Origin of the sequence: Thalassospira sp. B30-1 (genome assembly GCF_015767575.1) — a bacterium.
GTDB classification, from domain to species: Bacteria; Pseudomonadota; Alphaproteobacteria; order Rhodospirillales; family Thalassospiraceae; genus Thalassospira; species Thalassospira xiamenensis.
Map to the genome: position 1 here is coordinate 3576751 of NZ_CP065232.1, position 25241 is coordinate 3601991.

At 55.3% G+C, this 25241-nt stretch carries 21 protein-coding genes; 13 read left to right on the plus strand and 8 right to left on the minus strand.

Features of this window, described 5'->3' with window-relative positions; all coding sequences use genetic code 11:
- Window positions 1-51 precede the first annotated feature (51 nt).
- From lpxC to IT971_RS16905, 5 genes are all read left to right on the plus strand, one after another.
- Entirely contained in the window at window positions 52-1020 is a 969-nt protein-coding gene (lpxC, locus tag IT971_RS16885; protein ID WP_063095086.1) for a UDP-3-O-acyl-N-acetylglucosamine deacetylase, read from the plus strand.
- Window positions 1021-1242: 222 nt separating this feature from the next.
- Window positions 1243-2067: an outer membrane protein assembly factor BamD gene (locus IT971_RS16890; protein ID WP_007089768.1), complete on the plus strand. Its 825-nt coding sequence runs from the start codon at window positions 1243-1245 to the stop codon at window positions 2065-2067.
- A gap of 225 nt (window positions 2068-2292) precedes the next feature.
- A complete protein-coding gene (gene recN, locus IT971_RS16895) occupies window positions 2293-3963 on the plus strand; it encodes a DNA repair protein RecN (protein WP_037992121.1) in 1671 nt (556 codons plus the stop codon).
- Between the two features lie 91 nt (window positions 3964-4054).
- Complete coding sequence (ligA, locus tag IT971_RS16900) at window positions 4055-6124, plus strand: NAD-dependent DNA ligase LigA (protein WP_063095142.1); 2070 nt, start codon at window positions 4055-4057, stop codon at window positions 6122-6124.
- Between the two features lie 34 nt (window positions 6125-6158).
- A complete protein-coding gene (locus IT971_RS16905; protein ID WP_063095085.1) occupies window positions 6159-6551 on the plus strand; it encodes a hypothetical protein in 393 nt (130 codons plus the stop codon).
- Here the strand turns inward: IT971_RS16905 and IT971_RS16910 are convergent.
- Window positions 6548-7762, minus strand: a complete 1215-nt coding sequence (locus IT971_RS16910; RefSeq protein WP_007089772.1) for a hypothetical protein — start codon at window positions 7760-7762, stop codon at window positions 6548-6550. The two genes, IT971_RS16905 and IT971_RS16910, sit on opposite strands and share 4 nt — an antisense overlap.
- 311 nt (window positions 7763-8073) lie before the next feature.
- Here IT971_RS16910 and IT971_RS16915 point away from each other — a divergent pair, with 311 nt between their 5' ends.
- A complete protein-coding gene (locus IT971_RS16915; protein WP_063095080.1) occupies window positions 8074-8625 on the plus strand; it encodes a thermonuclease family protein in 552 nt (183 codons plus the stop codon).
- Window positions 8626-8634: 9 nt separating this feature from the next.
- Here the strand turns inward: IT971_RS16915 and IT971_RS16920 are convergent, their stop codons facing one another.
- Window positions 8635-9681 (minus strand): DMT family transporter, encoded by a 1047-nt coding sequence (locus IT971_RS16920; protein ID WP_063095077.1) that lies wholly within the window; start codon window positions 9679-9681, stop codon window positions 8635-8637.
- 141 nt (window positions 9682-9822) lie between these two features.
- On the opposite strand from IT971_RS16920, the gene IT971_RS16925 reads away from it, so the two are divergent.
- A complete protein-coding gene (locus IT971_RS16925; RefSeq protein WP_037992114.1) occupies window positions 9823-10728 on the plus strand; it encodes a LysR family transcriptional regulator in 906 nt (301 codons plus the stop codon).
- Between the two features lie 57 nt (window positions 10729-10785).
- Here IT971_RS16925 and mgrA read toward each other — a convergent pair whose 3' ends face one another.
- Both mgrA and IT971_RS16935 read right to left on the minus strand, forming a co-directional pair.
- Window positions 10786-11841 carry an L-glyceraldehyde 3-phosphate reductase gene (gene mgrA, locus IT971_RS16930; RefSeq protein ID WP_063095140.1) on the minus strand — a complete coding sequence of 352 codons (1056 nt, stop codon included), beginning with the start codon at window positions 11839-11841 and terminating at the stop codon, window positions 10786-10788.
- A 164-nt stretch (window positions 11842-12005) separates the two neighbouring features.
- Window positions 12006-14030 carry an aminopeptidase P family protein gene (locus IT971_RS16935; protein WP_063095075.1) on the minus strand — a complete coding sequence of 675 codons (2025 nt, stop codon included), beginning with the start codon at window positions 14028-14030 and terminating at the stop codon, window positions 12006-12008.
- A gap of 237 nt (window positions 14031-14267) precedes the next feature.
- Here IT971_RS16935 and IT971_RS16940 point away from each other — a divergent pair, with 237 nt between their 5' ends.
- The 3 genes from IT971_RS16940 (at window position 14268) to IT971_RS16950 (ending at window position 16360) form a co-directional block, all read left to right on the plus strand.
- Complete coding sequence (locus IT971_RS16940) at window positions 14268-14504, plus strand: hypothetical protein (protein WP_007089778.1); 237 nt, start codon at window positions 14268-14270, stop codon at window positions 14502-14504.
- 195 nt (window positions 14505-14699) lie between these two features.
- Window positions 14700-15440: an SDR family oxidoreductase gene (locus IT971_RS16945; protein ID WP_063095073.1), complete on the plus strand. Its 741-nt coding sequence runs from the start codon at window positions 14700-14702 to the stop codon at window positions 15438-15440.
- 158 nt (window positions 15441-15598) lie between these two features.
- Complete coding sequence (locus IT971_RS16950; RefSeq protein WP_063095071.1) at window positions 15599-16360, plus strand: sulfite exporter TauE/SafE family protein; 762 nt, start codon at window positions 15599-15601, stop codon at window positions 16358-16360.
- Here IT971_RS16950 and IT971_RS16955 read toward each other — a convergent pair.
- Entirely contained in the window at window positions 16357-17238 is an 882-nt protein-coding gene (locus tag IT971_RS16955; RefSeq protein ID WP_063095139.1) for a 50S ribosomal protein L11 methyltransferase, read from the minus strand. The two genes, IT971_RS16950 and IT971_RS16955, sit on opposite strands and share 4 nt — an antisense overlap.
- 60 nt (window positions 17239-17298) lie before the next feature.
- Entirely contained in the window at window positions 17299-19656 is a 2358-nt protein-coding gene (locus tag IT971_RS16960; RefSeq protein ID WP_063095137.1) for an ATP-dependent helicase, read from the minus strand.
- A 207-nt stretch (window positions 19657-19863) separates the two neighbouring features.
- Between IT971_RS16960 and IT971_RS16965 the strand changes: the two genes are divergently transcribed.
- Complete coding sequence (locus IT971_RS16965; RefSeq protein WP_063095069.1) at window positions 19864-20595, plus strand: hypothetical protein; 732 nt, start codon at window positions 19864-19866, stop codon at window positions 20593-20595.
- Between the two features lie 97 nt (window positions 20596-20692).
- On the opposite strand, the gene IT971_RS16970 is transcribed toward IT971_RS16965, so the two are convergent.
- A complete protein-coding gene (locus IT971_RS16970) occupies window positions 20693-20875 on the minus strand; it encodes a hypothetical protein (RefSeq protein WP_063095067.1) in 183 nt (60 codons plus the stop codon).
- A gap of 322 nt (window positions 20876-21197) precedes the next feature.
- Here IT971_RS16970 and IT971_RS16975 point away from each other — a divergent pair, with 322 nt between their 5' ends.
- A complete protein-coding gene (locus tag IT971_RS16975; RefSeq protein WP_063095065.1) occupies window positions 21198-21791 on the plus strand; it encodes a hypothetical protein in 594 nt (197 codons plus the stop codon).
- Between the two features lie 69 nt (window positions 21792-21860).
- On the opposite strand, the gene IT971_RS16980 is transcribed toward IT971_RS16975, so the two are convergent.
- Complete coding sequence (locus IT971_RS16980) at window positions 21861-23654, minus strand: chloride channel protein (RefSeq protein WP_063095135.1); 1794 nt, start codon at window positions 23652-23654, stop codon at window positions 21861-21863.
- A 299-nt stretch (window positions 23655-23953) separates the two neighbouring features.
- On the opposite strand from IT971_RS16980, the gene IT971_RS16985 reads away from it, so the two are divergent.
- Complete coding sequence (locus tag IT971_RS16985; RefSeq protein WP_063095063.1) at window positions 23954-25198, plus strand: multidrug effflux MFS transporter; 1245 nt, start codon at window positions 23954-23956, stop codon at window positions 25196-25198.
- Window positions 25199-25241: the final 43 nt, after the last annotated feature.

Genomic DNA, 25241 nt, shown 5'->3' on the forward strand with positions numbered 1-25241 from the left:
ATAGGGCGCATTCATTGACAAACTTGACTGACCTGACTTTTGGGGGTTCCCGTGAACAAAATTGCAGACCTCAGCGCTGCCCTTTCGCATTCGGGCGCATCTGATCATGATGTCGTGCGTCAGCGGACCCTTAAAGCATCCATCGGCTGTGCCGGTGTCGGGCTTCATTCAGGTCATAAAATCCGCATCACCCTGCACCCTGCACCTGAAAATCACGGTATCGTATTCCGCCGCACGGATCTGGATGGCCAACCGCTGTTTCCGGCACGTTACGATGGTGTGATCGATACGCAGCTTTGCACCTGCCTTGGTGACAGGGGTGCCGGGATCAAGATTGGCACCATCGAACATCTGATGGCAGCCCTTGCGGGGCAACGCATCGACAACGTTCTGATCGACATTGATGCCGACGAAGTGCCGGTTATGGATGGCAGTTCGGCACCGTTCAACTTCCTGATCGATTGCGTCGGGATTGAGGAACAGGATGCACCGCGTCAGGTAATTGAGGTTCTGAAACCGGTTGAAGTCGAATACAAGGGCTGCACCGCGCGGATCGAACCGGGGCATGGCTTTGAGGTCGATTTCGAAATCGATTTCGCCAGCAAGGCAATCAACAATCAGCGCATGTCGGTCAAATTCGACGATGGCGTGTTTGTTGCCAATATCGCCCGTGCACGGACTTTCGGCTTCCTGCACGAAGTCGAAGCCATGCGGTCGATGGGCCTTGCACGGGGCGGTTCGCTTGATAACGCCGTTGTCCTTTCGGGCGACGAAGTCATGAATGAAGAAGGTCTTCGTTACGACGACGAATTCGTCCGTCACAAGATTCTTGACGCGCTTGGCGATCTTTACACCGCCGGCAAGCAGTTGCAGGGCAAAGTGACGGCATATAAATCCGGTCACCATGTCAACAACCTGCTTTTGAAGGCGCTGTTTGCCGATGCAAGTGCGTGGCGCGTTGTGCCAATGCGCAAATCGGCCCTTCATGCGGTTGAAGCCCCTGCGCTCGCAACGGCTTGAGAAGCTTTTTTGATATGATCTTGTTTGCAAAAAGCGGTCCCTGGGGGCCGCTTTTTTATTGCGTTGCCCAACCACGGCTTGTGAAACCGCGATCCGGTTTCCGACCGGGATGCAGAAAAGTGCCTGCGGGGTAACACAACCCCTTGCCCTATGCCCGTACAGGCATGGTATAGTCTGGCAAATTCCGCCTGAACGCGTCACAAAGCTTAAGGAAACGTCACAGTGCTTCGTAAGGCTTCCGCCAAGAATGTTATTGCTGCTTGTGGTCTGGCCCTGCTTCTTGCAGCCTGCTCCAGCGACGACAAACCGGCATATGTCGAACGCCCGGTTTCCGAACTTTATAACAGCGCGCAGGACCTTCTGGACGCCAAGGAATACCAGAAGTCAGCCGAGGCCTTTGACGAGGTTGAACGCCAGCACCCCTATTCTGTGTGGGCGACCAAGGCGACCCTGATGTCGGCCTATGCCTATTATCAGGACAACAAGTATGACGACGCAATCACAGCCCTTGATCGCTTTATCTCGCTTCATCCGGCAAACCCGGATGTGCCATACGCCTATTACCTGAAAGCATTGTCCTATTACGAACAGATTTCCGACGTCGGCCGCGATCAGCAGATGACACAGCATGCGATGGATTCGCTTGATGACGTTATCCGCCGTTTCCCCGACAGCCAGTATGCGCGTGACGCGAAACTGAAAAAGGATCTGACGGTTGACCACCTTGCTGGCAAGGAAATGAGTGTTGGCCGTTATTATCAGGATCGCGGTGAATATCTGGCTGCGATCAACCGGTTTAAAATGGTCCTCGACAAATACCAGACCACCACGCATGTCCCCGAAGCACTTGCGCGCCTGACCGAAAGCTATCTGGCACTTGGTCTTGAAGGCGAAGCCAAACGCACCGCATCGGTACTGGGTCATAACTTCCCGGGCAGTCCGTGGTATGAGGAATCATACGATCTTCTGGTTGGTGACGGCATAAACACCCGCGAGGGAGAAAGCTGGTGGCATTCGACCACCACCGCCCTTGGTGACTGGTTCTGATTCTTGACGCGTCGCGTGACTTCCGACACGAGAACGCATCAGGAACACCGATTTCTTGTCAGTTGTTTTTCAACATTTTTCGCTCTTTCCTGCGGCACACAGGGATGCGGCAGATTTTGCGTTCTGCCAAAGCTTGCAAGGCGCGCTGTGATTGGGCACTCTGCTTGTCGCGACGCTGCCTGACGGGCACGATCGCACCTGTTTTAACAATGTCAGTATCCCGCAATGCTCCGACGGCTTAGCATCCGAAATGTTGTTCTGATCGACAAGCTGGACCTTGATTTCCGCGACGGGCTTAGTGTGCTTACCGGGGAAACCGGTGCCGGGAAATCGATCCTGCTTGACTCGTTGGGGCTGGCACTTGGCGCACGCGCCGATAGCGGCCTTGTCCGACATGGCACGGACAAATGCAGCGTTACCGCAACCTTCACCCTGCCCGCCGGTCATCCGGTTTACAGGCTTCTGGCCGAACAGGATATCGAGGTTGAGGACGACGAACTGGTGGTGCGTCGTGTTGTCACCTCGGACGGGCGGTCGCGCGCCTATGTCAATGATCAGTCGGTATCGGTCGGCCTTTTGCGCGATGTCGGCAATTACTGTGTCGAAATCCAGGGGCAGTTTGACCAGCACGGATTGCTAGATCCGACCACCCATCGCGCGACCCTTGATGCGCACGGCAATCTTGGCAGTCTGGCACTTACGGTGCGCGATCAGTGGCGCGCATGGCGCGATACGCAAAAGGAACTGACAGCGGCGACCAACCGCATCAACAAGGCGCGCGAAGAAGAAGAATGGCTGCGCCACGCGGTTGACGAACTTGAAAAACTTGGCCCTGAAGAAGGCGAGGAAGAACGCCTTGCCGAGGAACGCCAGTTCCTGATGCATGGGGAAAAGCTTGTTGCAGCCCTGAATGATGCCGCAGGCGAACTGTCGCGCGGCAAGGGTGCCGAAAGTGCGCTTCGCAGTGCGCAGCGCCATCTTGAACGCGAATTGCAAAAGGCCGAAGGCCGGTTTGAACCGATCATCGAGGCACTGGACCGTGCCGCCATCGAACTTGAAGAAGCATCGCGTGCGATATCGGTCACCCTTGCTGATCTGAATGTCGATACCGGGCAGCAGGAAACGGTTGAGGAACGGCTGTTTGCGCTGCGCGCGGCCGCGCGCAAATACAATGTACCGGTTGATGGGCTGAATGGCCTGATGAAGGAATACCGCAGCCAGATCGATCAGCTTGAATTCGGCGAAAAGGAACTTTCACGCCTGACCGCTGCCGTTGCCGAACATCGGGCCGCCTTTATCGATGCCGCGCAAAAGCTTCATGGCGCACGCAAAGCCGCGGCCGAGACCCTTGATACCGCGATCAATGCCGAACTGCCGCCGCTTCGTATGGAAAAGGCGCGGTTTGTCACCGACATTGCCGAACTGGAAGAAAACGAATGGGGTATCGACGGGATTGATCGCGTCCAGTTCATGGTTGCCACCAACCCCGGCAGTCCGGCCGGACCGCTGAACAAAATCGCCTCCGGTGGCGAGCTTTCGCGCTTCCTGCTTGCTCTCAAGGTGGTTCTGGCGCGGGTTTCCGCGGTGCCGAGCCTTGTGTTTGATGAAGTCGACAGTGGTGTTGGCGGCGCAACAGCCGCCGCGATTGGCGAACGGTTGCATTTGCTGGCCGGGGAACGCCAGATTCTTGTGATTACGCACAGCCCACAGGTCGCCGCACGTGGACGCACCCACTTCAATATTGCCAAAAGCGAAAATGACGGCAGCATGGTAACGCGTGTGAATGAGCTGGTCGATGGTGCCCGACGCGAAGAAATCGCAAGGATGCTGGCCGGACATTCGATCACCGCCGAAGCCCGTGCTGCGGCAGACAGCCTGTTAGACCAACCCCGCTAGAACGTTTGACAGGGTATTTTCCCTGCCCGTTCCAGCCGCTTGAATACGGATAAAAAGAAATATGAGCGCCGAACAAGGGTCAACCTCGTCCATTGTCCCCGACATGCCCGAAACCCGGACCGAGGCAGGCCGGCAGCATGCCGAAATTTCCGACCGTATTCGCGGCTTTAACGAAGCGTATTATATCAATGATGAACCGCTGGTTCCCGATGCGGAATATGATGCACTGTTCAATCGACTGATCGAACTTGAAGCACGCTATCCGACGCTCAAGAAGAACAGCCCGACGCAGGAAGTTGGTGCCGCCCCGGCCGATGGTTTTGCCAAGATCAAACATGCGCGTCCGATGCTGTCGCTTGCCAACGCATTTTCGCGCGAGGACATTGTTGATTTTCTGGCCCGTATTCGCCGTTTCCTGAACCTGACGGCGCACAGCCCAGTCGAAATCGTTGGCGAACCCAAGATCGATGGTTTGTCACTATCGCTGCGCTATGAAAACCGTGAACTGGTCAGCGCTGCAACGCGTGGCGACGGGACAGAGGGCGAAGACGTCACCGCCAATGTCGCCCATATCACCGACATCCCCAAAATCCTGCCCGAAGATGCACCGGCCGACGTCGTTGAAATCCGTGGCGAGGTTTACATGGCGCGTTCGGCCTTCCAGAAGCTGAATGAAACGCAGACCGAAACAGGTGGTAAAACATTTGCCAATCCGCGCAATGCCGCCGCCGGGTCGCTTCGCCAGCTTGACCCGACCATCAGCGCCAAACGCCCGCTGCGTTTCTTTGCCTACAGCTTTGGCGAACTGTCCGAAAGTCTTGCGCAGACGCATTGGGATTTCATCAGCAAGATCAAGGGTTGGGGCTTTGTCACCAATCCCCACACGACGCTTTTGCACAACACCGACGAGATCATGGCGTTTTACGAGGAACTCGGCAATCAACGGGCCGAACTCGATTATGACATTGACGGCATTGTCTATAAGGTCAACGACTTCGAATTGCAGTTGCGGCTTGGCTTTGTCAGCCGGTCACCGCGCTGGGCAATTGCCCATAAATTCCCGGCCGAACAGGCCCGCACCCGCGTTAAGGCGATTGATATCCAGGTTGGGCGCACTGGCGCACTAACCCCGGTTGCGCGGCTTGAACCCGTCACGGTTGGCGGCGTTGTGGTCTCGAACGCGACCCTTCATAACCGCGACGAAATCGAACGGCTCGGCGTAAGGGTCAATGACCTTGTCGTCATTCAGCGGGCTGGTGATGTGATCCCGCAGGTGGTCGAGGTCATTACTGATGAACGGCCCGATGACGCCGTGCCCTATGACTTCCCGGAAACCTGCCCGAAATGCGGCAGCCACGCCATGCGCGAAGAAGGCGAAGCTGTCACACGATGCAGCGGCGGGCTGATCTGTCCGGCACAGGCAGTTGAACGACTGAAACATTTTGTGTCGCGCAATGCGTTCGATATCGAAGGCATGGGCGGAAAGCATATCGAGGCGTTCTTTGACCTCGGCTGGGTCAAATCACCTGCCGATATTTTCCGGATCGAGGAAAAGCACCGGGACGCCCTTCGAAAGCTTGAAGGCTGGGGCGACAAATCGGCCGAAAAGCTGTTTGCCAGCATCAATGAACGGCGGACCGTGCCGCTGGACAGGTTTATCTATGCCCTTGGCATCCGCCAGATCGGTCAGGCGACGGCAAAGCTCCTGGCGCGGCATTACGGATCGATCACGGAATGGCGCACAGCGATGAATGATGCCGGAACGCCCGATAGTGACGCGTTGCGCGACCTGATCAATATCGATCAGATCGGCCCCAGTGTGGCCCATGACCTTATTGAATTCATGGCCGAAGAACATAACCGCGATGTGCTGGATGACCTTCAGGCCGTTCTGACCATCGAAGATGTCGAAGCCCCGCAGGTTATCGACAGCCCCGTCAGCGGCAAAACGGTTGTCTTTACCGGCAAGCTGGAACTGTTTTCGCGCAACGAGGCAAAGGTCAAAGCCGAAAGCCTTGGTGCGAAAGTAGCCGGTTCGGTATCGGCAAAAACCGATTTTCTGGTTGCAGGACCGGGTGCGGGTTCCAAATTAAAGAAAGCAGAAGAATTAGGTGTTACTGTTCTGGATGAACAAGGATGGCTTGATCTGATCGCCGATTGATCAGCGTGGGCAAAGCGGAAGGAAAACGGATCTTATGGAAGACCTTGGCAGCTTTTTTCGCCGCTATGCCGATGCACATCTTAAATTCGAAGCAGACGCCCTTGATGCGTTCTATCACTTCCCGTGCCTGATCAATGACCTGATGGGGGTTCATGCCATCGGCTCGGTGGAGGATCTGCATAAATACAATCAGTCGTTTTTTGATGAATTGAAAAATGCCGATCTGGCGATGGCGAAATCAATGCTGGTCGAACAGCATTCCGCCCTGCCCGGCGGATCGCGCGCGATCGTGTCGTTCCGGTTCGGCAATTCGGAAAACAATCTGATCTTTGATTGTGATTATGCCTTTGCCCTGCTCAAACAGGACGAAACATGGAAAATCGTTTTTGCCCAGCTTGACGAGATCCGATACAGCGATCTTTATTAGGCACGTGCACGCCCCAAGGCCAGACGCGCACGGGGCAGATCTTTCGCTGTGGCTTTGCCCAGCACCCGTTCAATTTCAACGGGCGCATCAAGAAAACCTGCCAATCCATACCCTTGAAAGTATGAAACGCCTGCCTGCACACCGGCTTCGATCTGCGCCACTGTCTCACAGCGGCAGAAAACTATTTTATTGATCAGATCGGGCGAACATTGGTCGAGTGTCTGCCTGATTTCATCGGGTTCGCAATCCGCCACATGCAGTTTGATGAAGTCGGCGATTTCAGTTTCCTTGGCCAGAAGCTGTGTCAACCGCGACAGCGGAACACGATCAAAGGCCAGTCGAATGCCATGCCTTTGAAAACGTGACAAAATTCCCTGACGGACTTTGGGATTGTTTCGCCACATCAGCAACGGGATTTCCACCGTTAACTTGCGAAGCTGACGGGATGGAATGGTTTTGATCATTCGCTGAAAATTGGCGCTGACAACAGCCACAGGATTCAGGTTCAGAAACCGCGCGACATCACCCGTATAGTTTTCCTTGGTGACGTAGGATAGAACCCGGTTATCCAGAAGCTCTGTAAAACGCGCGAACATCCATTCATCGTTGAGAATTTCCTTGCCCGAGATTTCTTCCATCGCGGCAATAGAAACCCAGAACTCCTCACCGGCAAGCGCAGGCGTGCTTTCCGGCAGCAATTCCCAGATCAGTTGGCTGCGAATATGCATCGAGATGTCGGCCTGGCCAATGATCCGCTCGATTTCGACAAGTTGCCCAAGCTGGGTGACGTTTTTTGGCGGTGCCAGATAGAAATCAAGGAAGTCTTCGGCATTTTCGCGTGTGATGGCCCGCATATGACCGACACAGCAGAGCGCAAAAGCAGATGCTTCCTCACTAAGATCGAAGACCTTGCAGTCAAGGCCGCCATATCGGCGTGCCAGCAAAAATGTTCTTACATTTTCGACCAGTTCTTCCATTCGGCTGCGCTGGTCGTTGGGCATCGTCAGGACGAATGTGTGGTCTGATAAAATGCGCGGCGTCAGGTTTTGCAGACAGCCATATTGAAAGTAGCGGACAAATGAACAAAACACCGTCCGGCTTCGTGTCGTCGGCACACTTGTAAAATCAAGAACGAACGCGCAATGGTCAGGTTTATGAAGGCCGGATTTCTGAATACTGGCGAGCAACTCTTTCGGGACTGTTCTATTCATCCAAGGACCCCTAACGATGCAACTTCATTGTATGTGTCGCTGTTGATCGCGACTTCCTTTAGCGTCCCGGTCTGTGAATTGGATCGTGCTAGGCACGGGTCAAGAGTTATTCTATACTTTAATATAGTACATATCTCTACGGAATCTAATGTGTCCATGTCAAGTAATGGTTGACCGGGCACATGACTTCGAATTGACGATCAGTCACTTAAGGTTCGTACTCAACTGCCGCCTGAACCAATACTTTCTTTGATTTCTGCCGACAGACAGCACAAGATAGATACTTGGCCGATCACACAGTCAGATAAACCATGAGCCCGATGCATTTCTTCAAAACCATGCTTGTTCTGGGAACGGTTACGGCCTTTTTCGTCGCGAGTCCGGCACTAGCCGACCCCGATTTCGATGAACTGGTTGGCAAGGCGCGTGCGGTTGATGGCGACACGCTGGAGTTTGGTTTCAAACGCGTTGATCTTTGGGGGGCGGACGCGCTTGAACGGTTCCAGCGATGCATCGTGAATGGTCAAACCACGGCATGCGGTGCAGATGCCTGGCAGGTCGTTACCAATTTGATTGCAGCCGGGCCAATTACCTGCAAGGTGCAGGGCAAGAACCGGTACCATCGCAACATGGCGATCTGTCGCAATGCCAACGGGATTGATATCGGCCAAAGCATGATTGCACGCGGCATGGCCGTGGCACGGACCGACGAAATGCCATCTTATGCTGCGGCTGAAAACAGCGCACGCCAAAGTCGTTCAGGGGTATGGGCCGGGCAGTTCATCGACCCGCTGCTGTGGCGACGCGGAGAAAGGTTGCCGGAACATCAAACCGAAGTCCGCCGCTGGCAACGTGACGAATAAAGGCCACTGTCACGCGCCTTTGCCCGGCGCACCAGCTGCCGGTTCGCCGTCTGTGTCTGTCGCGTTGGCATCCCCCGAACCACGACCGGTTGCCGAAAAGAACGGACGGGCCAGTAACCGACCAAGACCGGCCAGTGTCACACCATTCTTGATCGATGCCACACCAACAATGACGATAGCAAAGCCAAGGGCTTGTGCCGTGGTCAGAACTTCGCCCAGTAGTAGCCAGGCAGCAAAGAATGTCATGGCAGGGCCCGAAAGCGAAATCAGTGCTGCCTGTGTCGCCCCGATCCGCCGAATACCTTCAAACAGCAGAAAGAACGGGATCACGGTGCAGAAGATCGAAATACCCGCGGTCCACAAAACCCCATCGACATTCAGATTTAGCGGCTTGGTGACGATCAGTTCATAGATGATCATTGATACACCTGCCATGGTATTGACCATGGCGGCAAAATGCATTGATCCAATGACCGAAATCATCCGCTGCCCGAAATAAAGGTAACAGGCGTAAGTCAGGGCGGATGCAAACGCGAGCGACGCTCCCAGCCAAAGCTGATCTGAAACGGCACCGATCCCGTTGGGGGCGAGAACCAGTACCAACCCGACATAAGTAACCGCAAAGCAGACAAACTGGCGCAAGGGAGGAAGCCGCCACTTATGCAGGCATTCAAGGATCAGGACGATGGCCGGGAATGTGAAAAGCACGATCCGCGAGACGGTGACATCAATCACCGACACGGCGGTAAAATCAAACAGGGCAGCGGCAAAGAACAGCCCGCCATAAAGCGCGCCCCAGAGAATATCGACCGGCTTCATCGTACGTTCGCCCGGTCGGTGTTTGCCAAACAGATAAACACCGATCCAGAAAAACGGCATCGCGATCAGAAAACGCAGCAGCAGCAAACCATCCACCGTCATGCCGGTGGCATAAACATATTTTGCCAACAGCCCCTTCATCGCGAATGCCACAGTCGACAGCAATACAAGGGTCAGGGCCGAACCCGATGGCTTTGCCACGGATTTGGCATCTGCTGGCGCGGATGGTTTTGTCATTATTGTCTCCGGTCTCTCTCGACCTTAACTATCTGCCGCGCATAGCCATTATTCAATTCGAATTAAATGTTATCAGATATCAGGATTTGCTATATCTAACAAAACATACGCCGGTTCATATTCCTTTTGGATTGCAGATAAATGGACATCAAACAGCTTCGAAGCTTTGTTCACATTGCCGAACTTGGCAGCCTGTCGCGCGCGGCCGACCGGCTTAACCTGTCGCAACCAGCCCTGAGCCGACAGCTTAACCTTCTGGAAGAGGCACTTGATACCCGCCTGCTGGAACGGACCGGACGTGGGGTCAAACTGACCGAAGCCGGTCAGATGCTGGCGGAACGGGCACGGGTTATTCTGGGTGATCTCGCAAGGCTGGAGGCCGATCTTTCGGCGCGACGCAGCAAGGTGACCGGTCATGTTCATGTCGGTGTGCCGCCCAGTGCGGGGATCGTCATTACCGGCGCACTGGTCGAAGCATTGCGTGAACGCTATCCCGATCTGAATATCTCGATTGCCGAGGATCTGACAGGTGACGTGCAGGAAGGATTGCTATCGGGTCGTCTTGATATCGGCATCCTGCATGACGGCATGATTTCGCGAAGCCTGCATGCAGAACCATTGTGGCGCGAAGACCTGTTTCTGATTTCCCATCCGTCGCGCGTTGGCGAAGGCGAAACCGAAATTGCCTATGAAGATGTATTGGCCCTACCGCTTATCATGCCAACGCCAAAACACGGGTTGCGCGCCAAGATGCAGGAAGCAGCATTCCGTGCCGGTCGTCCCCTGACCCCGGTGGTCGAAGCCGATGCGTTGCGGGTTCTGGTCGATCTGGTGCATCGCGATCTGGGCCATACGGTTTTGCCACGAAGCTCGCTTGTGATGGAACTTTCGACCGGTCGGCTTAAGGCACGGCGGATCGTCAACCCGCAGCTATCGCGCAAGGTGATGTTGTCGTGGCTTCAGGATCGCCCGCTAAGTACCGGGGCCAAGGCCGTGCTTGATACCCTGCGCGATCTGGCCGGCACCATGCCGATGGCTGATAACTGAAAAGAAAACCCCGGCACGACAAACGTACCGGGGTTTGATGGAAAGACTTTGGACCGATCAGACCGGGGCTTCGGAATCAGATGATTTCTGCCACAGGTTCAGGCCGCCATCGGTCGCGTATTTATCGATCTCAGCCAGTTCCTCGGCACTGAATTCAAGATTGTTCAGGGCATCAAGGCTGTTATCAAGCTGTTCGACATGACGCGCGCCAATCAGGGCCGATGTGATTTCCGGGCGACGCAGCACCCAAGCAATCGCCATCTGTGCCAATGTCTGGCCGCGGCGTTTGGCGATTTCGTTCAGGGCGCGCACACGGTTCAGGTTGTCTTCGGACAGCATGCCGGGCTGGAACGATCCTTCAAGGGCTGCACGGGAATTTTCCGGCACACCATTCAGGTATTTGTTGGTCAGAAGCCCTTGCGCAAGCGGCGAGAATGCAATGCAGCCAATGCCAAGTTCGGACAGGGTATCAAGCAGACCTTCGGTTTCGACCCAGCGGTTCAGCATCGAATAGGATGGCTGATGAATGACGCAGGGCGTGCCCAGATCAGTAAGGATCGCCTGCGCCTTGCGGGCCATTTCGGCGGAATAGGACGAAATGCCGACATAAAGCGCCTTGCCCGAACGCACGATCTGATCGAGTGCGCCCATGGTTTCGGCAAGCGGCGTGTTCGGATCAACACGGTGCGAATAGAAAATATCCACGTAATCAAGACCCATGCGCGACAGGCTTTGATCCAGACTTGAAATCAGATATTTGCGCGAACCCCATTCGCCGTACGGCCCCGGCCACATGCGGTAACCCGCCTTGGTCGAAATCACCAGTTCGTCGCGATGGGATTTCAGATCCTTTGCCAGCACCTTGCCAAAATTTTCTTCGGCCGATCCGGGGGGCGGGCCATAGTTGTTTGCAAGATCGAAATGGATGACACCGCGATCAAAGGCACGCCGGATCATGGCACGCTGCGTTTCAAAAACGTCAACACCACCAAAATTCTGCCAAAGGCCAAGCGTGATCTGCGGCAGCATCAGGCCGCTTTTGCCCGAACGGTTATAGGTTGCATTGTCGTATCGCGCGGGATTGGCATTCCAGCCTTCTTCCACTGACGCCATGTCTTCCTCCTGATTATTTTCTTTGGGGCCATGCCCACAATTGAATCGATCCAATGTTTTATTCATAAGGCAAAAAGACCACGCTGTCAGGCGTGTTAAAACGAAAAAACCGCCCCGATATGTCGGGACGGTTTTGTGATATGCCTTGACTTGATAGGGGGAACTTACGCCGCACGTTTCTTGATCGGTGCCGTTGCCTTTTGCAGCCATTCAAGAAGATCTTCGTCAAGATCGTCGGCATACATCGCATAGACCTGCGCGTGGTAATCGTTCAGCCACTGCAATTCGTCCTTGGTCATCAGTTCCGGATCAATCAGTTTGCGTTCAATCGGCGAGAAGGTCAGCGTTTCAAAGCCCAGCATCGGGCGATCCGCCCCGACCGGACCATCAATCTCGACAACCGCTATCAGGTTTTCAATCCGAATGCCGTATTCGCCTTCCTTATAGAAACCCGGCTCGTTCGACAGGATCATACCCGGTTTAAGCGCGATCTTGTTCGGGGCTTTGGAAATCCGCTGCGGACCTTCGTGAACACCAAGGTAACTGCCAACGCCATGCCCGGTGCCGTGGTCGAAATCAAGACCGGCTTCCCAAAGCGGCGCTCGGGCAAGGGTATCCAACTGCTGGCCGGTGGTGCCGACCGGGAAAATCGCGCGCGCAAGCGCGATATGCCCCTTCAGCACACGGGTGAACCGATCCCGATGTTCCTGGGTCGGCTGTCCGATCACGGTTGTCCGCGTGATATCGGTGGTACCGTCCAGATACTGCCCGCCACTATCGATCAGGAAAATTTCGCCCGGCGAAAGTTTGCGATTGGTTTCGGGGGTATTGCGATAATGGCACAAAGCACCGTTCGGGCCGCTGCCCGGAATGGTTTCGAAACTGGTATCGCGGAATAACGGATCTTCGGCACGAAGTGCGAGAAGTTTGTCCGCAGCCATGCGTTCGTCAATGCTGCCATCGGCAGCAGCTTCGTCGAGCCACGCGAAATAACGAATGATCTTTTCGCCGTCGCGTTTGTGCGCCTTGCGCGATCCTTCAAGCTCGACCTCGTTCTTGCAGGCCTTGGGCAATGCCACCGGATCACGGCCGATCCGCATGGTTGCACCGGCATCGGCAAGCTTCATGCGCAGCCAGTCGGATGCGGTTGCCTCGTCCAGGCGGACCGACTGATTGCCCAACGCGCCAAGGGCTTCTTCGAGTTCGCCGGGCTGGCGGAGGGTCGCATCGTTTTCAAGCCATTTGACGGTTTCAGCCGCAAACTTGCGTTCATCCATAAACAGATCAACCGATGCATCGCCATGAATGATGGCATATCCCAACGGCAGCGGAATATGGGGTACATCGCCGCCACGGATATTCAAAAGCCAGGCGATGCTGTCAGGCGCGGAAATCACCGCACTGTCGCATTCCAGCTTTTCGAGCATTTCGGCAATCTGTTTACGTTTTTCCGCGTTTGATTTACCGGCATGTTCCAGAAGATGTGGACGAACGGGCGCTATCGGCATGGCGGGCTGTTTATGCCACAGAACATCAATCGGATTGGGTTCGATTGCGACCAGTTCGGCACCGACACCCTTGCACGCACCGCGCAGATGTTCGGCCTGCTGCACGGTATGCAAATGCGGGTCATAGGCCAGCTTCTGTCCCGATTTCAGATTGTCGTGGATCCAGCCGACAACCGGCTCATCGACCAGATGACGATATTCGTAAATGTCACGGTTCACCTGCTGGCGGACCTGAATGGTGTAACGGCCATCGACAAATACTGCGGCCTTGTCGGCAAGCACCACCGCCGCCCCGGCCGACCCGGTAAAGCCGGTCAGCCACGCCAGACGTTCGGCACAGGCAGGAACATATTCACCCTGATGTTCATCAGATCGCGGTACGACGAAGCCATCGACACCCTTTGCCGAAAGATATTTGCGAAGGGCATCAACCCGACCGGCAGCATCATAGCCATCCTTGGCATACAGAAATTCCGATTTGCGTTCATCACGCAATGCCAGCAGGGCCGATTTCAGATCATCGCCAAGCTTGCCACCGACCAGATCAAGCCAATCGGTTCGCGTATCGCCATTGGCACTGGCAAGAACACCGTCGATCAGATCGACAATGGCAGTAACGTCCTTGTTAACGCCGTCACGTTCAAGCATGGCAGCAAGTTGGGTATCGCCGGGAAGGGTCATCAAAATCCTCGTTTCTATGCGTGGGGCAGCATCCGACCAAAGCTATCTAAGGGTTTTCGCTGATCACTTGCAAGATGGAATGCCATAAAACGCCTTCCTGCGCGTCAGATCAGGTCCGCAATAAACTACACCTGTTCTGGTCCTATACCACCACATGCATCATGGGTATGAAAGCCCTGCAAGCTTCGCAATGCAAATTAAGGAAAGTTTAAACTATGACATCCCGGTGACAAAAAGATGACCCGTCGGGACGTCAATTTGCAGGAGACCAAAACGGTGATCCGTTTTCCAATTACTGCCCAAAGCGTTGTTCAATCGCGTCGTCGTCAGACGGCCTATGACGGTCTTGAGCGCCTCACCCGTGCGGAAAGAGCCGCGCTCGGCCTTGATACAGGCCCTGCCAATCTGTCAGACGACGCTGAAAGCCACCATCGGGGTCAGACCCTTTCGGTAGCAGCAATGGGCAGGGAATAGGGATCAATCCCGCCCGCCTAGGTCTTTGATGCCATAGGACGCCACGCAGGATCGAAGGTTCGCGATCCTTGCGGTCTTTTTTTGTCTTTCCCTCTGAGACGGCCCTGCTACTCCACAGCAGGGCCGTTTCTTTTTGACCCCGGCATAAAACCCGCGCCATAGTGTCGCCCGACATTGATTTTCGGGGAAACATCCATGACAAAAACCGTCCTGATCACAGGCGGCTCCCGCGGGATTGGCCGTGCCACGGCCATTCTGTGCGCGCAACACGACTGGAACGTCGCCATCAGCTATGTCGGTAACAGGGAAAGTGCCGATGAAACCTGCGCGCTGTGTGAACGGGCCGGACGAACCGGCAATGTTTTCGCCCTGAAATGCGACGTGAAATATGAACAGGACGTTGTTGACCTGTTTCAGGCAACGCTTGACCGGTTCGGAACAATCGATGCGGTTGTCAATAATGCCGGGATCGTTGCCCCCAAAAGCGATCTGGCGGATATGAGCATCGAACGGATGAAATCGGTGTTTGATACCAATGTTCTGGGGGCCTATATCGTTGCCCGCGAGGCCGCACGTGCTCTGTCAAATGCGGGCGGTTCAATCGTCAATGTATCGTCGATGGCCTCCAAACTCGGATCACCGGGCGAATATGTCGATTACGCCGGGTCCAAAGGTGCGATTGACACCCTGACCATTGGTCTTTCGAAGGAACTTGGTCCCAAAGGCATTCGGGTCAATGCGGTGCGACCGGGCATTATCGATACCGACATTCATGGCAGTGTCGGCCGCCCGGAACGGGTTGCCGAACTTGGCCCCAACTGCCCGCTGGGCCGCGCGGGCAAGGCAAACGAGGTCGCCAATCTGATTTATTGGCTGCTGTCAGATGACGCGTCCTATGTGACCGGCGCGCTGATTGATATTTCAGGCGGGCGTTAAGCCCGGCCCCCAAAGCCCCATGACCCGAGTAAACACAAGAATGTCCTGCGGCATTTATGCATGGCGGACATTCCGCCAAACGCGCATTTGCCGATATCAAAAACACGGCCTGTCGATACAATTCCGGCGTTGTGTTCTTGATGGAGCAACGCACATAAATGGACGACTTTTTCTGGTGGATCGTTCTGATCGGCTTTGCCGCACAGCTTGTTGATGGTGCGCTGGGCATGGCTTATGGCCTGACATCGACATCGCTCCTGATCAGCATCGGCCTTCCCCCGGCGCAAGCCAGTGCAACAGTGCACGCCGCCGAGATTTTCACCACCGCCGTTTCTGGCACATCACATCATTTCGCGCGCAATGTTGACTGGAAAATGGTCAGGACACTGGCGATTGCCGGTTCCATCGGCGGCGCTGCCGGGGCGGCGTTGCTGTCATCGGGGATCGGCGAATATCTTGCGCCGTTTGTCGCCCTTTACCTAAGCGCGCTGGGCGTTCTGGTCATTGCCAAGGCGGTGCGCAAGGTACAACCGCCTGCGGCCATGCGCGGGCTTGCCCCGCTTGGTCTGGTTGGCGGGTTCCTTGATGCGGTGGGCGGCGGCGGATGGGGACCGATCGTATCAAGCACGCTGGTCTATCGTGGCCATGCCGAACCGCACCGTATGCTGGGCACTTCGGCGGCGTCGGAATTTTTCGTCACGGTGATGATCACCGTGACCTTTGCCGGGCATTTCGGACTGGAAAGTTTCGGGATGGCGGCACTGGCACTGGTGATTGGCGGCGTGCCCGCCGCACCGCTTGCCGCCGTTCTTGTCCGCATCATACCACGCAAACCGCTCATGATCGCTGTCGGATTGCTGATCGTGATCCTTGGCGGGTTCGGGATTTACCGGTTTGTCAGTGCGTTGCTGGTGGCTTAGCCAACCACCAGCGTCGTCCATTCTTCGACCGGGAAACGTTTGACCAGCGACAGGCCGACATCGCGGTAGGCCGACAGAACAAACTGTTCCTGATGGGACAGAAGCCCCGACAGAACCACATAACCGCCATCGGCCAGCGTCCCGCGCAGGTCGCGTGCCATATGGCGCAACGGGCGGGCAAGGATATTGGCACACACAATGTCGTAATAACCGGCATTGCGGATGCGAACGTCGCTAAAGCCGTTGGAATGGATCGCGGTGACCAGATCGGTGATCTTGTTGATCCGGGCATTTTCACGGGCAACGCGCACCGATGCGGCATCGATATCGGCCATCATCACCGGGCAGCGCCATGTTTTGGCACATGCCATGCCCAGAATGCCGGAGCCACAGCCCATATCAAGCGCATTGTGACGATAAGAATGTTTGGCGATCCAATCGATTGCCGCAAGGCAACCCTTGGTCGTTTGATGTTCGCCAGATCCGAATGCCAGACCGGCATCGACCTGCAAACCGGTTTTGGCCACCGGCACGCTGTCTTCCCAGTGCGAGCCATGGACATAGAACCGGCCGACCGAAATCGGCTTGAAGCTGCGCAGATTGTCGCTGACCCAGTCTTTGGGCTCGTAAGTGCCAAACTCGACGACCGGCACGTCAACACCAACGGCTGATGCCATCAATGATACGGCGGTTTCAACCGCAGTCTTGTCAAGGTGATCGCCCGAAAAGCCCTCGACCTTCCAGGGTGCGGTCGGATCGCCCGGCCGTTCGAAATGCGACAGGGCATCGCAATGCTCATACAACGCCTCGGCAAAGGCGGCGGCATATTTGCCATCGACCTCGAAGGTGAAATTATAGCAACGAACGGTTTCGGTCATATCGCTTCTCGCAAGATTGCGGCGGCCATTTGACCGCACCAGAAATAATGTCCGGGCGGCTTAACCCGGCAGGATGAAACTGTCGACCACTTTCTTTGTGCCGACACCTTCGAAATGAATTTCAAGCTTGTTGCCATCGACCGCCTTGACGGTGCCGGGGCCGAATTTGCGATGACGTACCGCATCACCAACCTTGTATTTCGATGATTTCGAACTGGTTGTGTAGCTGGTTTCACCGTCCGGCTTGACGTCGATCACGTTTTTGCGCACCCGGTCCTGCCAGCCTGCGCTGGCAAACCGGCGTTCGCCGGTCCCGCCATAGGGGTTATAGCTTTCCGCCGGTTTGTTATCCGCCCAGCTTGGCATTTTCATCCAGTCATCGGCCCCCCATGCACCCGGCGATACATTGCCGCGATGATTGCCAAGGCCGGTATCGCTGATGCGTTCGACATGCTCGTCGGGCAATTCATCGACAAAGCGCGACGGCAGGGCCGATTGCCACTGGTTATAAATCCGCCGGTTGGCGGCATAGGAAACCGTGGCACGTTTGCGCGCACGCGTGATGCCGACATAGGCCAGACGACGTTCTTCCTCAAGTCCCTTGACGCCGCTTTCATCCATGGCGCGCTGATGGGGGAAAACGCCCTCTTCCCAACCGGGCAGGAAGACATAGTCAAATTCCAGCCCCTTTGCCGCATGCAGGGTCATGATGGTGACTTTTTCCTGATCGGCGTTCTGTTCGTTTTCCATCACCAGCGACACATGTTCAAGGAAGCTGGTCAGGTTTTCAAACTCGCCAATTGCGGATACCAGTTCTTTAAGGTTTTCGAGACGGCCCGGCGCATCGATTTCCTTCGATGTCCGCCACATATCGGTATAGCCGCTTTCATCAAGAACCGTTTCAAGCACCGCCACATGCGATGTGGTTTCAAGCATCTCGCGCCAGCGTTTGAAATCACCCAGCAACCCGCCAATCGCCTGACGCATTTTGGGTTTGAGTTCCTCGGTCCCGATCAGATCAAGGGCCGCCGCCGGAAGCGACACGGCCTGATCACGCGAATATTGATGCAGGGTTTGCAAGGTGGCCTTCCCCACCCCGCGCTTGGGCACATTGACGATGCGTTCAAACGCAAGGCTGTCATCAGGTTGGGCGACCATGCGGATATAAGCCAGCGCATCGCGGATTTCCTGACGTTCATAGAAACGCGGTCCGCCGACAACCCGGTACGGGATGCCCAATGTAATCAGCCGTTCCTCAAACTCGCGGGTCTGGAACCCGGCGCGAACAAGGATCGCCATCTGGGATGCACCGATGCCACGGCTTTGCAGGGCTTCGATATCCTCGCCGACAAGCCGCGCCTCTGCCTCGCCATCCCAGACACCTTTGACAAAGACCTTTTCGCCGGTATCAAGTTCGGTCCAAAGCTCCTTGCCCAGACGACCATCGTTAAAGGTGATCAGCTTGGACGCCGCCGCCAGAATATGGGGCGTGGAACGATAATTCTGTTCCAGCCGGACGACCTTGGCCCCGGGGAAATCGGACTCGAAACGCAGGATGTTGCCGACCTCGGCCCCGCGCCAGCTATAGATCGCCTGATCGTCATCACCGACACAGCAGATATTGCGATGAACCATCGCCAGCGCACGCAGCCAAAGATATTGGGCCACGTTGGTATCCTGATATTCATCGACCAGAACATAGCGGAAGGTTTCCTGATAGCGGCGCAGGATTTCCGGATGTTTCTGGAACAGGGTCAGGCAATGCAGCAAAAGATCGCCGAAATCGGCCGCATTCAGAACCGCAAGGCGTTCCTGATAGATTTTATAAAGGTACTTGGCCCCGCCATTGGCGAACTCGACACTTTCATTGACCCGTTCGGGTGAAAGCCCCTTGTCCTTCCAGCGCTGGATGATGCCCATCAGCTGCTTGGCGGGCCATTTTTTCTGATCGATCTGTTCGGCATCCATGATCTGCTTGAGCAGGCGGACCTGATCGTCGCTATCAAGGATCGTGAAGTTTGATTGCAACCCGACCAGTTCGGCATGACGGCGCAACAGGCGGGCGGCCAGCGAGTGGAAAGTCCCCAGCCACCATCCTTCAACCGGACGGCCCAGCGCATGGGCAACACGTTCCTGCATTTCCTTGGCCGCACGGTTGGTAAAGGTCACGGCAAGGATTTGCTGCGGATGCAGGCGCTCCGTCTGTCCCTTGGTTTCCAGCAGATGGGCAAGGCGGGTCGTCAGAACGCGCGTTTTCCCGGTCCCGGCACCTGCCAGCACCAGCAACGGGCCATCAAGCGTTTCGACTGCTTCGCGTTGCTCGGCATTCAGATTGGCAAGGTAATCCGGTGCGGGTGCGTCCTGAAGGCGCATTTCCGGGCTTGCGGCGAATTCATCGATTTCAAAGGGATCATCCATCATGTCGGGATATATAACATGCTCTGCAAACGGGGCCAGTATTGGCATTCAATCAAGTGGCGATATCGGGTTGCTTATTGTGCAACAAATCAGGAACGTCGACCAATTTTTTCCCTGAAAATATTTTTCCGCCTGCTTTTCTGCGCCAGTTTTTCCTGCGCCTCGCGTGAACAGTCATAACGACAATCACCACGCAAGGAGCCCCTGATGAGCGGCATCAACAGTCTCAGTGCCAGTCTTGCGCAAATATTTAGCCAAACACAATCGACCGGTAGCAGCCAGTCTACCGAAAGCAGCAGCGGCGTAGAAGGCATTGGTGGATTTGCGCTCGCCAGTGCGCAAAGCACGGCCTCGACACAGGCGGTCGACGCGGTTTCGGAAATTGCTGCCAACGGACAGGGCAGCGTTGACCAGCTTTCCGATCAGATCAAAGCCATGCTGCTCGAAATGCAGGAAAGCACCGACACATCGGCCACCGATGGCGGTTTCGATGCGCAGCAACTGTTCGATGACCTTGATACCGATGATGACGGCTCGCTGACCAAGGATGAATTCCTGGCCGGGAAACCCGATGATGTCAGCGATGAAATGACCGAAAACCTGTGGTCGATGATGGCGGGAAGTGATGCCGAAAGCATTTCCGAAGACGATTACCTGACAAGCATGGCACCACCACCCGGTGCCACTACGGCCACGGCAACTGCGGCTGAAAGCACGGGCAGTTCATCGGACGGTGACAGTGCCGCAACATCCGATATCGAAAATTACGATCCGCTTGATACCAACGAAGACGGTATTGTCAGCCTTGCCGAAATTATGGCCGCCTCCCCGGCCAATGAAACCGCGTCGGTCAGCAGCACAAGCAACGACGCAGCCACCACGACCAGCAACGGCCCAACACCGTTCGACAACCGTCTGATGGCGCAGTTGATGGCGTAATACCGTTCACTTCCGACGAAGCGATAGCACCAACTTGCTGCCGGCCCCCCGAAATCAAACCGGCAGCATTTTTTTGCCTTCACATTCAGGGAATACCTCAGAAAAGCTTAGGCGGCGCATCACCGCGCTCTTCGCTTTGCAGTTCCAGAAGCGCGTTGTTATAGGACATCATCGCGTCCTTTTCATGGACGAAGCCCACTATCAGGCGTTCTTCCTCGTTATTGATCACCGGATCGTTGGATGCTCGCGCGACGCGCCCCCCAATCAGATGAACGTGCATCTATTGCCTCCACACCCGGTATAATTCATGCGGTCGGTATCACAGGCTTGTTGCGTATCGCCTTGCACTTATCCAATCGTCCGTAAGGGTTGGCAGGTTATAACCTGTTGGATAATGGGCAAATTATGCCGCCCAAGACACACAAAGCCCTGACGCCGGATATGTTTGGCGCAATACAAGGTTACTGACATCAGCAGACCTTTGGAAAAGTGCCAATGGTCTTGAAGTTGCATGAATTTTTCCGGTTCGCGTTACACCCTGCAAAAGGTTCGCCTTTTGTGTGGTGTAGTGCTGTGTACATCCATGAAGAAGGACATTTTTCATGAACAGTCTTCTTGGATTGGGATTTGGGCTACCGGTAACGTCGCCCAACACCTCAGTATCTAAGGATGGTGGACCCGAAGGTATCGACAAATACAGCGCATTTAGCGCAACACCTCAAAGCAGCAAATCTGCACAACCGACCTTTTATGGCACCAAATTCGGCGATTTGTCTGATGCGGTGCAGACGGTCATGCTGGAAATGCAAGCAACCGGAAGCGGATCGACATCCTTTGCCGATGCAATGGCCAATGTTGCAGAACAAGGCAAGGATGCCACTTCCGGCGAGGAGGCCTCCAAGGGGGTCTTCTCGTCAAATTCTGATCCGGCCAAAAACGATCCTGCATTTGCTGAGCAGGATGCCGAGGAAGAATTCAAATCTGCCGTTCGTGACAGCTTGACCCCGCCATCAAAGGAGGACAAACGTAACGAAACGGCAGAAATTGAGACCCGTAAAGAAAGTCAGGAAATCGATATTGCCGCCCAACAGGCTGCAAACGATCTTCCTGAAAACGTTGCTGGTCTTGATAGTCGTGTTGCAGCCCAGGTCATGTCCGGTCGGCCGGGTCAAACCCAACCTGCACTGGCCGCCTGATAGTATTGGCCACAGAACCTTGAACGGAGCAGCGCATATAAGCGCTGCTCTTCTTCATCACGGATCGGACTAGAACAGCTTGGGCGGCGCATCACCGCGCTCTTCGCTTTGCAGTTCCAGAAGCGCGTTGTTATAAGCCATCATCGCGTCCTTTTCATGGACGAAGCCCACCATCAGGCGTTCTTCGTCATTATTGATCACCGGCAGGTGTTCCTCGCCGGTTTGTTCCATCAAACGCACGGCCTTTTCGATACTGTCGGTCCTAAGCAGGACCGGCGGCTTGGATCGGGCGACCTGGCCTGCGGTAACTTCTTCGCCCATCGTCGGGTCAAATGCGGCATGGCGCAGATCTGCCAGTGTGATCGTGCCATGCAACCGGCCATCATCATCAACAACAAACAGTTCGGAATAGGGGGCGTTAATCAGTTTTTCCCGTATTCCCGGCATGCCTTCGACAAGCGGCACGGTTTCGTATTCCGCCTTCATGATGTCGGCGACCTTCATCATGCGCAGCAAATTGACTTCCCTGCCCCATCGGGTTGAAAGCCCCCTGCATTTAAGCTGCCACGCGAAAAACGACCCGCCCTGAAACTGATCCATGATGACCGATGCAATCACCGATGCCACCATCACCGCAATGGTCAGGGCATAGTCGCCCGTCAGCTCAAACATCATCAGGGTGGTTGAAATCGGTGCTCCCAGCATGGCAGCGGCGACTGCCCCCATCCCGATCAGCGTATAAGCACCATAGCCCGATGAAAGGTCGGGAAAAACTGCCGTTGCCGTAATCCCGAAAGCCCCGCCCAGCATCGCCCCCAGGAAAAGGGCGGGGCTGAAAATGCCGCCCGCAAAGCCCATACCGATGCAGATCGCGACCATCGCGGCCTTTATAAACAAAAGCTGCATCAGGAATGACCAGTCATAAGCACCGTAAAGCGCATCATTCATTGCGCTGTATCCAACCCCGACAATCTGGGGAAACTGGATCGCAACGATACCAATCACAAGCCCCGCCACCGCAGGCCGTAACCAAAGCGGAATTTTGGATGCCTTGGCGGCCTTTTGCACCACCGGTATCGCGCGTGTTACGCAGATTGCGGTAATTCCCGCGGTGATGCCCAAAAGGATAAAAGCCGGAAATTCAAGGAAGGACTGGATTTCGTGGGCAGGCAGCAAAAAGGCAACATCGGCACCATAATAAAGCCGGGTTATGATCGTGCCGGTCACAGATGCCAGAACAATCGGGGCAAATGCCGTTAATGCGTAGTGACCAAGGGCCACTTCATGGGCAAACAAGGCCCCGGCCAGCGGCGCATTGAACGATGCCGCCACCGCCGATGCGACACCACAGCCAAGCAAAGTACGCGAAGCGCCGCGCCTTAAATGCAGTATTCGCGCAAGCCACGCACCGAAGGATGCCCCCATATGGGCAACGGGTCCCTCTCGGCCCAGTGACGATCCGGCTCCCAGTGACACAGCACTGACAAATGCGCTTTTGATCCCGCAACGCGATGACATGCGCCCATCGTGAAAGGCCACCGCGTCAATCAGGTCGGCAACACCGTGCGGGCGTTTTTCCGGCAGAAATTTATAGATGAATATGCCGACAAAAAGTCCGCCCAGTGTCGGGGCCGCCATCAGATGCCAGAATGGCAGATCGACAAGATAGTGATGAAGGGCCTCGTCCCCGGTGCCATAAACCAGTGCCTGAAAAAACAGCAATCCTTCGCGAAACACGATTGTTCCACCCCCGGCCATGGCCCCGACCACCAATGCCAGTATCGACAGCACAAGCTGTTCGCTTTTGACAAGGCGACGCAGTTGACTGAGCAGTTGGTTGGACTTGAAAAGCTTTTCTGCCATATCGGGGTACCGGCGGGAACGGGTGAAACAGGATGTGATCATATGATTACAAGTTCCTGCGAATAAAAGGTAAAGGTCGGCAAATCCAATATTTTTTGCCACTATCAGCATTTTTCAGGCACAAATAATGACCTTTGTTCGTTCAAAATGCTGTTTTGAGTGGGGAATGACCTGCCTTTCAAAAAACCATCATTGATCTTGCAACGAAAAATAACGCATGTTTGTTGCAATACAGGCCTTTTGGCTGGCGGGACTTGGCCGCACACAACAACAAACTCCTTTTTCAGGACTTCCGATAAATGACTGAAAGTCAAAAATCGGGCGCCACCATCGCCCGTCCGCTCCCCGGTTTTGTCGAATTCGTGGTATTGATGGCGATCACGATTGGTCTGGTCGCGCTTTCGATCGATAACCTGTTACCGGCATTCGGCCCGATTGCCACCGATTACGGCATCGAAGACGGCAACCGCATGCAGTTGCTGATCTATGTCTTCATGATTGCCTTTGGCCTGATGCAGATCGTTTATGGTCCGCTGGCCGACAGCTTTGGCCGCAAGCGTATCTTGATGCTGGGTCTTTCGATTTATGCCATCGGCACGGTCATGGCGATTTTTGCCGACAGTTATGACCACCTTCTGATCGCGCGTTTCGTTCAGGGACTTGGCGCGGCGGCCCCGCGCGTCCTGACGATTGCGATCACGCGTGACTGTTTCGAAGGCCGCGAAATGGCGCGTGTCATGTCGTTCGTGATGATGATCTTTATCATCGTGCCGGTCTTTGCCCCGGCATCGGGCAGCCTGATCCTCGCCCTTGCCAACTGGCACATGATTTTTGTCAGCACCCTTGTGCTGGCGATCATTATTGCCGTCTGGTACAGCCTGCGGATGCCCGAAACACTGCATCCGGAATACCGGCATAAACTGTCACTCAGCCGGATTGCGCGCGATATCAAAACCACCATCACCAACCGCCAGACGCTGGGTTATGCAACGGCGATGGGGCTGATGTTTGCCTGTCTGATGGCTTATATCGGATCGGCCCAGCAGATTTTCGAAACCGAGGTTTACGGACTTGGCGTCTGGTTCCCGCTGGTGTTCGGGATGATCGCCGCCTGCATGAGCGTTTCGTCCTTCGTCAATGCCCGGCTTGTGCGCAAGATCGGCATGCACAAACTCTCCCAGGGCGGGCTTCTGGTGATGGCAATCAGCAGCCTGATCAATCTGGGCATTGCATTTGCCTTTGACGGCGCCCCGCCGCTTCCGGTGTTTGGTGTGGGTCTTACGGTCACACTTTTCTGCTTTTCGATGACCATGCCAAACTTCAATTCGCTGGCGATGGAACCGGTTGGCCGGATTGCCGGCACCGCATCCTCGATGATCGGGGTTTACAGCACCCTGATCGGTGTTGTCGCGGGCGGCATCATCGGTCAGCAGTTCAATGGCACGGTGATCCCGCTGGTGGGCGGTTATCTGGCTCTTGCCGTGCTGGCTATCATCATTGTCGGCATCACCGAACGCGGGAAGTTTTTCCACGCGACGCATTGATGACCGACCCAATGTAAAAAAGCCCCGCAGCCGGAAAGCTGCG

Coding starts and splice junctions, on each gene's coding strand:
- recN (WP_037992121.1), top strand. CDS start 2,293: ATGCTCCGACGGCTTAGCATCCGAAATGTTGTTCTGATCGACAAGCTG.
- IT971_RS16905 (WP_063095085.1), top strand. CDS start 6,159: ATGGAAGACCTTGGCAGCTTTTTTCGCCGCTATGCCGATGCACATCTT.
- IT971_RS16910 (WP_007089772.1), bottom strand. CDS start 7,762: ATGAATAGAACAGTCCCGAAAGAGTTGCTCGCCAGTATTCAGAAATCC.
- IT971_RS16915 (WP_063095080.1), top strand. CDS start 8,074: ATGAGCCCGATGCATTTCTTCAAAACCATGCTTGTTCTGGGAACGGTT.
- IT971_RS16920 (WP_063095077.1), bottom strand. CDS start 9,681: ATGACAAAACCATCCGCGCCAGCAGATGCCAAATCCGTGGCAAAGCCA.
- IT971_RS16925 (WP_037992114.1), top strand. CDS start 9,823: ATGGACATCAAACAGCTTCGAAGCTTTGTTCACATTGCCGAACTTGGC.
- mgrA (WP_063095140.1), bottom strand. CDS start 11,841: ATGGCGTCAGTGGAAGAAGGCTGGAATGCCAATCCCGCGCGATACGAC.
- IT971_RS16935 (WP_063095075.1), bottom strand. CDS start 14,030: ATGACCCTTCCCGGCGATACCCAACTTGCTGCCATGCTTGAACGTGAC.
- IT971_RS16940 (WP_007089778.1), top strand. CDS start 14,268: ATGACCCGTCGGGACGTCAATTTGCAGGAGACCAAAACGGTGATCCGT.
- IT971_RS16945 (WP_063095073.1), top strand. CDS start 14,700: ATGACAAAAACCGTCCTGATCACAGGCGGCTCCCGCGGGATTGGCCGT.
- IT971_RS16950 (WP_063095071.1), top strand. CDS start 15,599: ATGGACGACTTTTTCTGGTGGATCGTTCTGATCGGCTTTGCCGCACAG.
- IT971_RS16955 (WP_063095139.1), bottom strand. CDS start 17,238: ATGACCGAAACCGTTCGTTGCTATAATTTCACCTTCGAGGTCGATGGC.
- IT971_RS16960 (WP_063095137.1), bottom strand. CDS start 19,656: ATGGATGATCCCTTTGAAATCGATGAATTCGCCGCAAGCCCGGAAATG.
- IT971_RS16965 (WP_063095069.1), top strand. CDS start 19,864: ATGAGCGGCATCAACAGTCTCAGTGCCAGTCTTGCGCAAATATTTAGC.
- IT971_RS16970 (WP_063095067.1), bottom strand. CDS start 20,875: ATGCACGTTCATCTGATTGGGGGGCGCGTCGCGCGAGCATCCAACGAT.
- IT971_RS16975 (WP_063095065.1), top strand. CDS start 21,198: ATGAACAGTCTTCTTGGATTGGGATTTGGGCTACCGGTAACGTCGCCC.
- IT971_RS16980 (WP_063095135.1), bottom strand. CDS start 23,654: ATGGCAGAAAAGCTTTTCAAGTCCAACCAACTGCTCAGTCAACTGCGT.
- IT971_RS16985 (WP_063095063.1), top strand. CDS start 23,954: ATGACTGAAAGTCAAAAATCGGGCGCCACCATCGCCCGTCCGCTCCCC.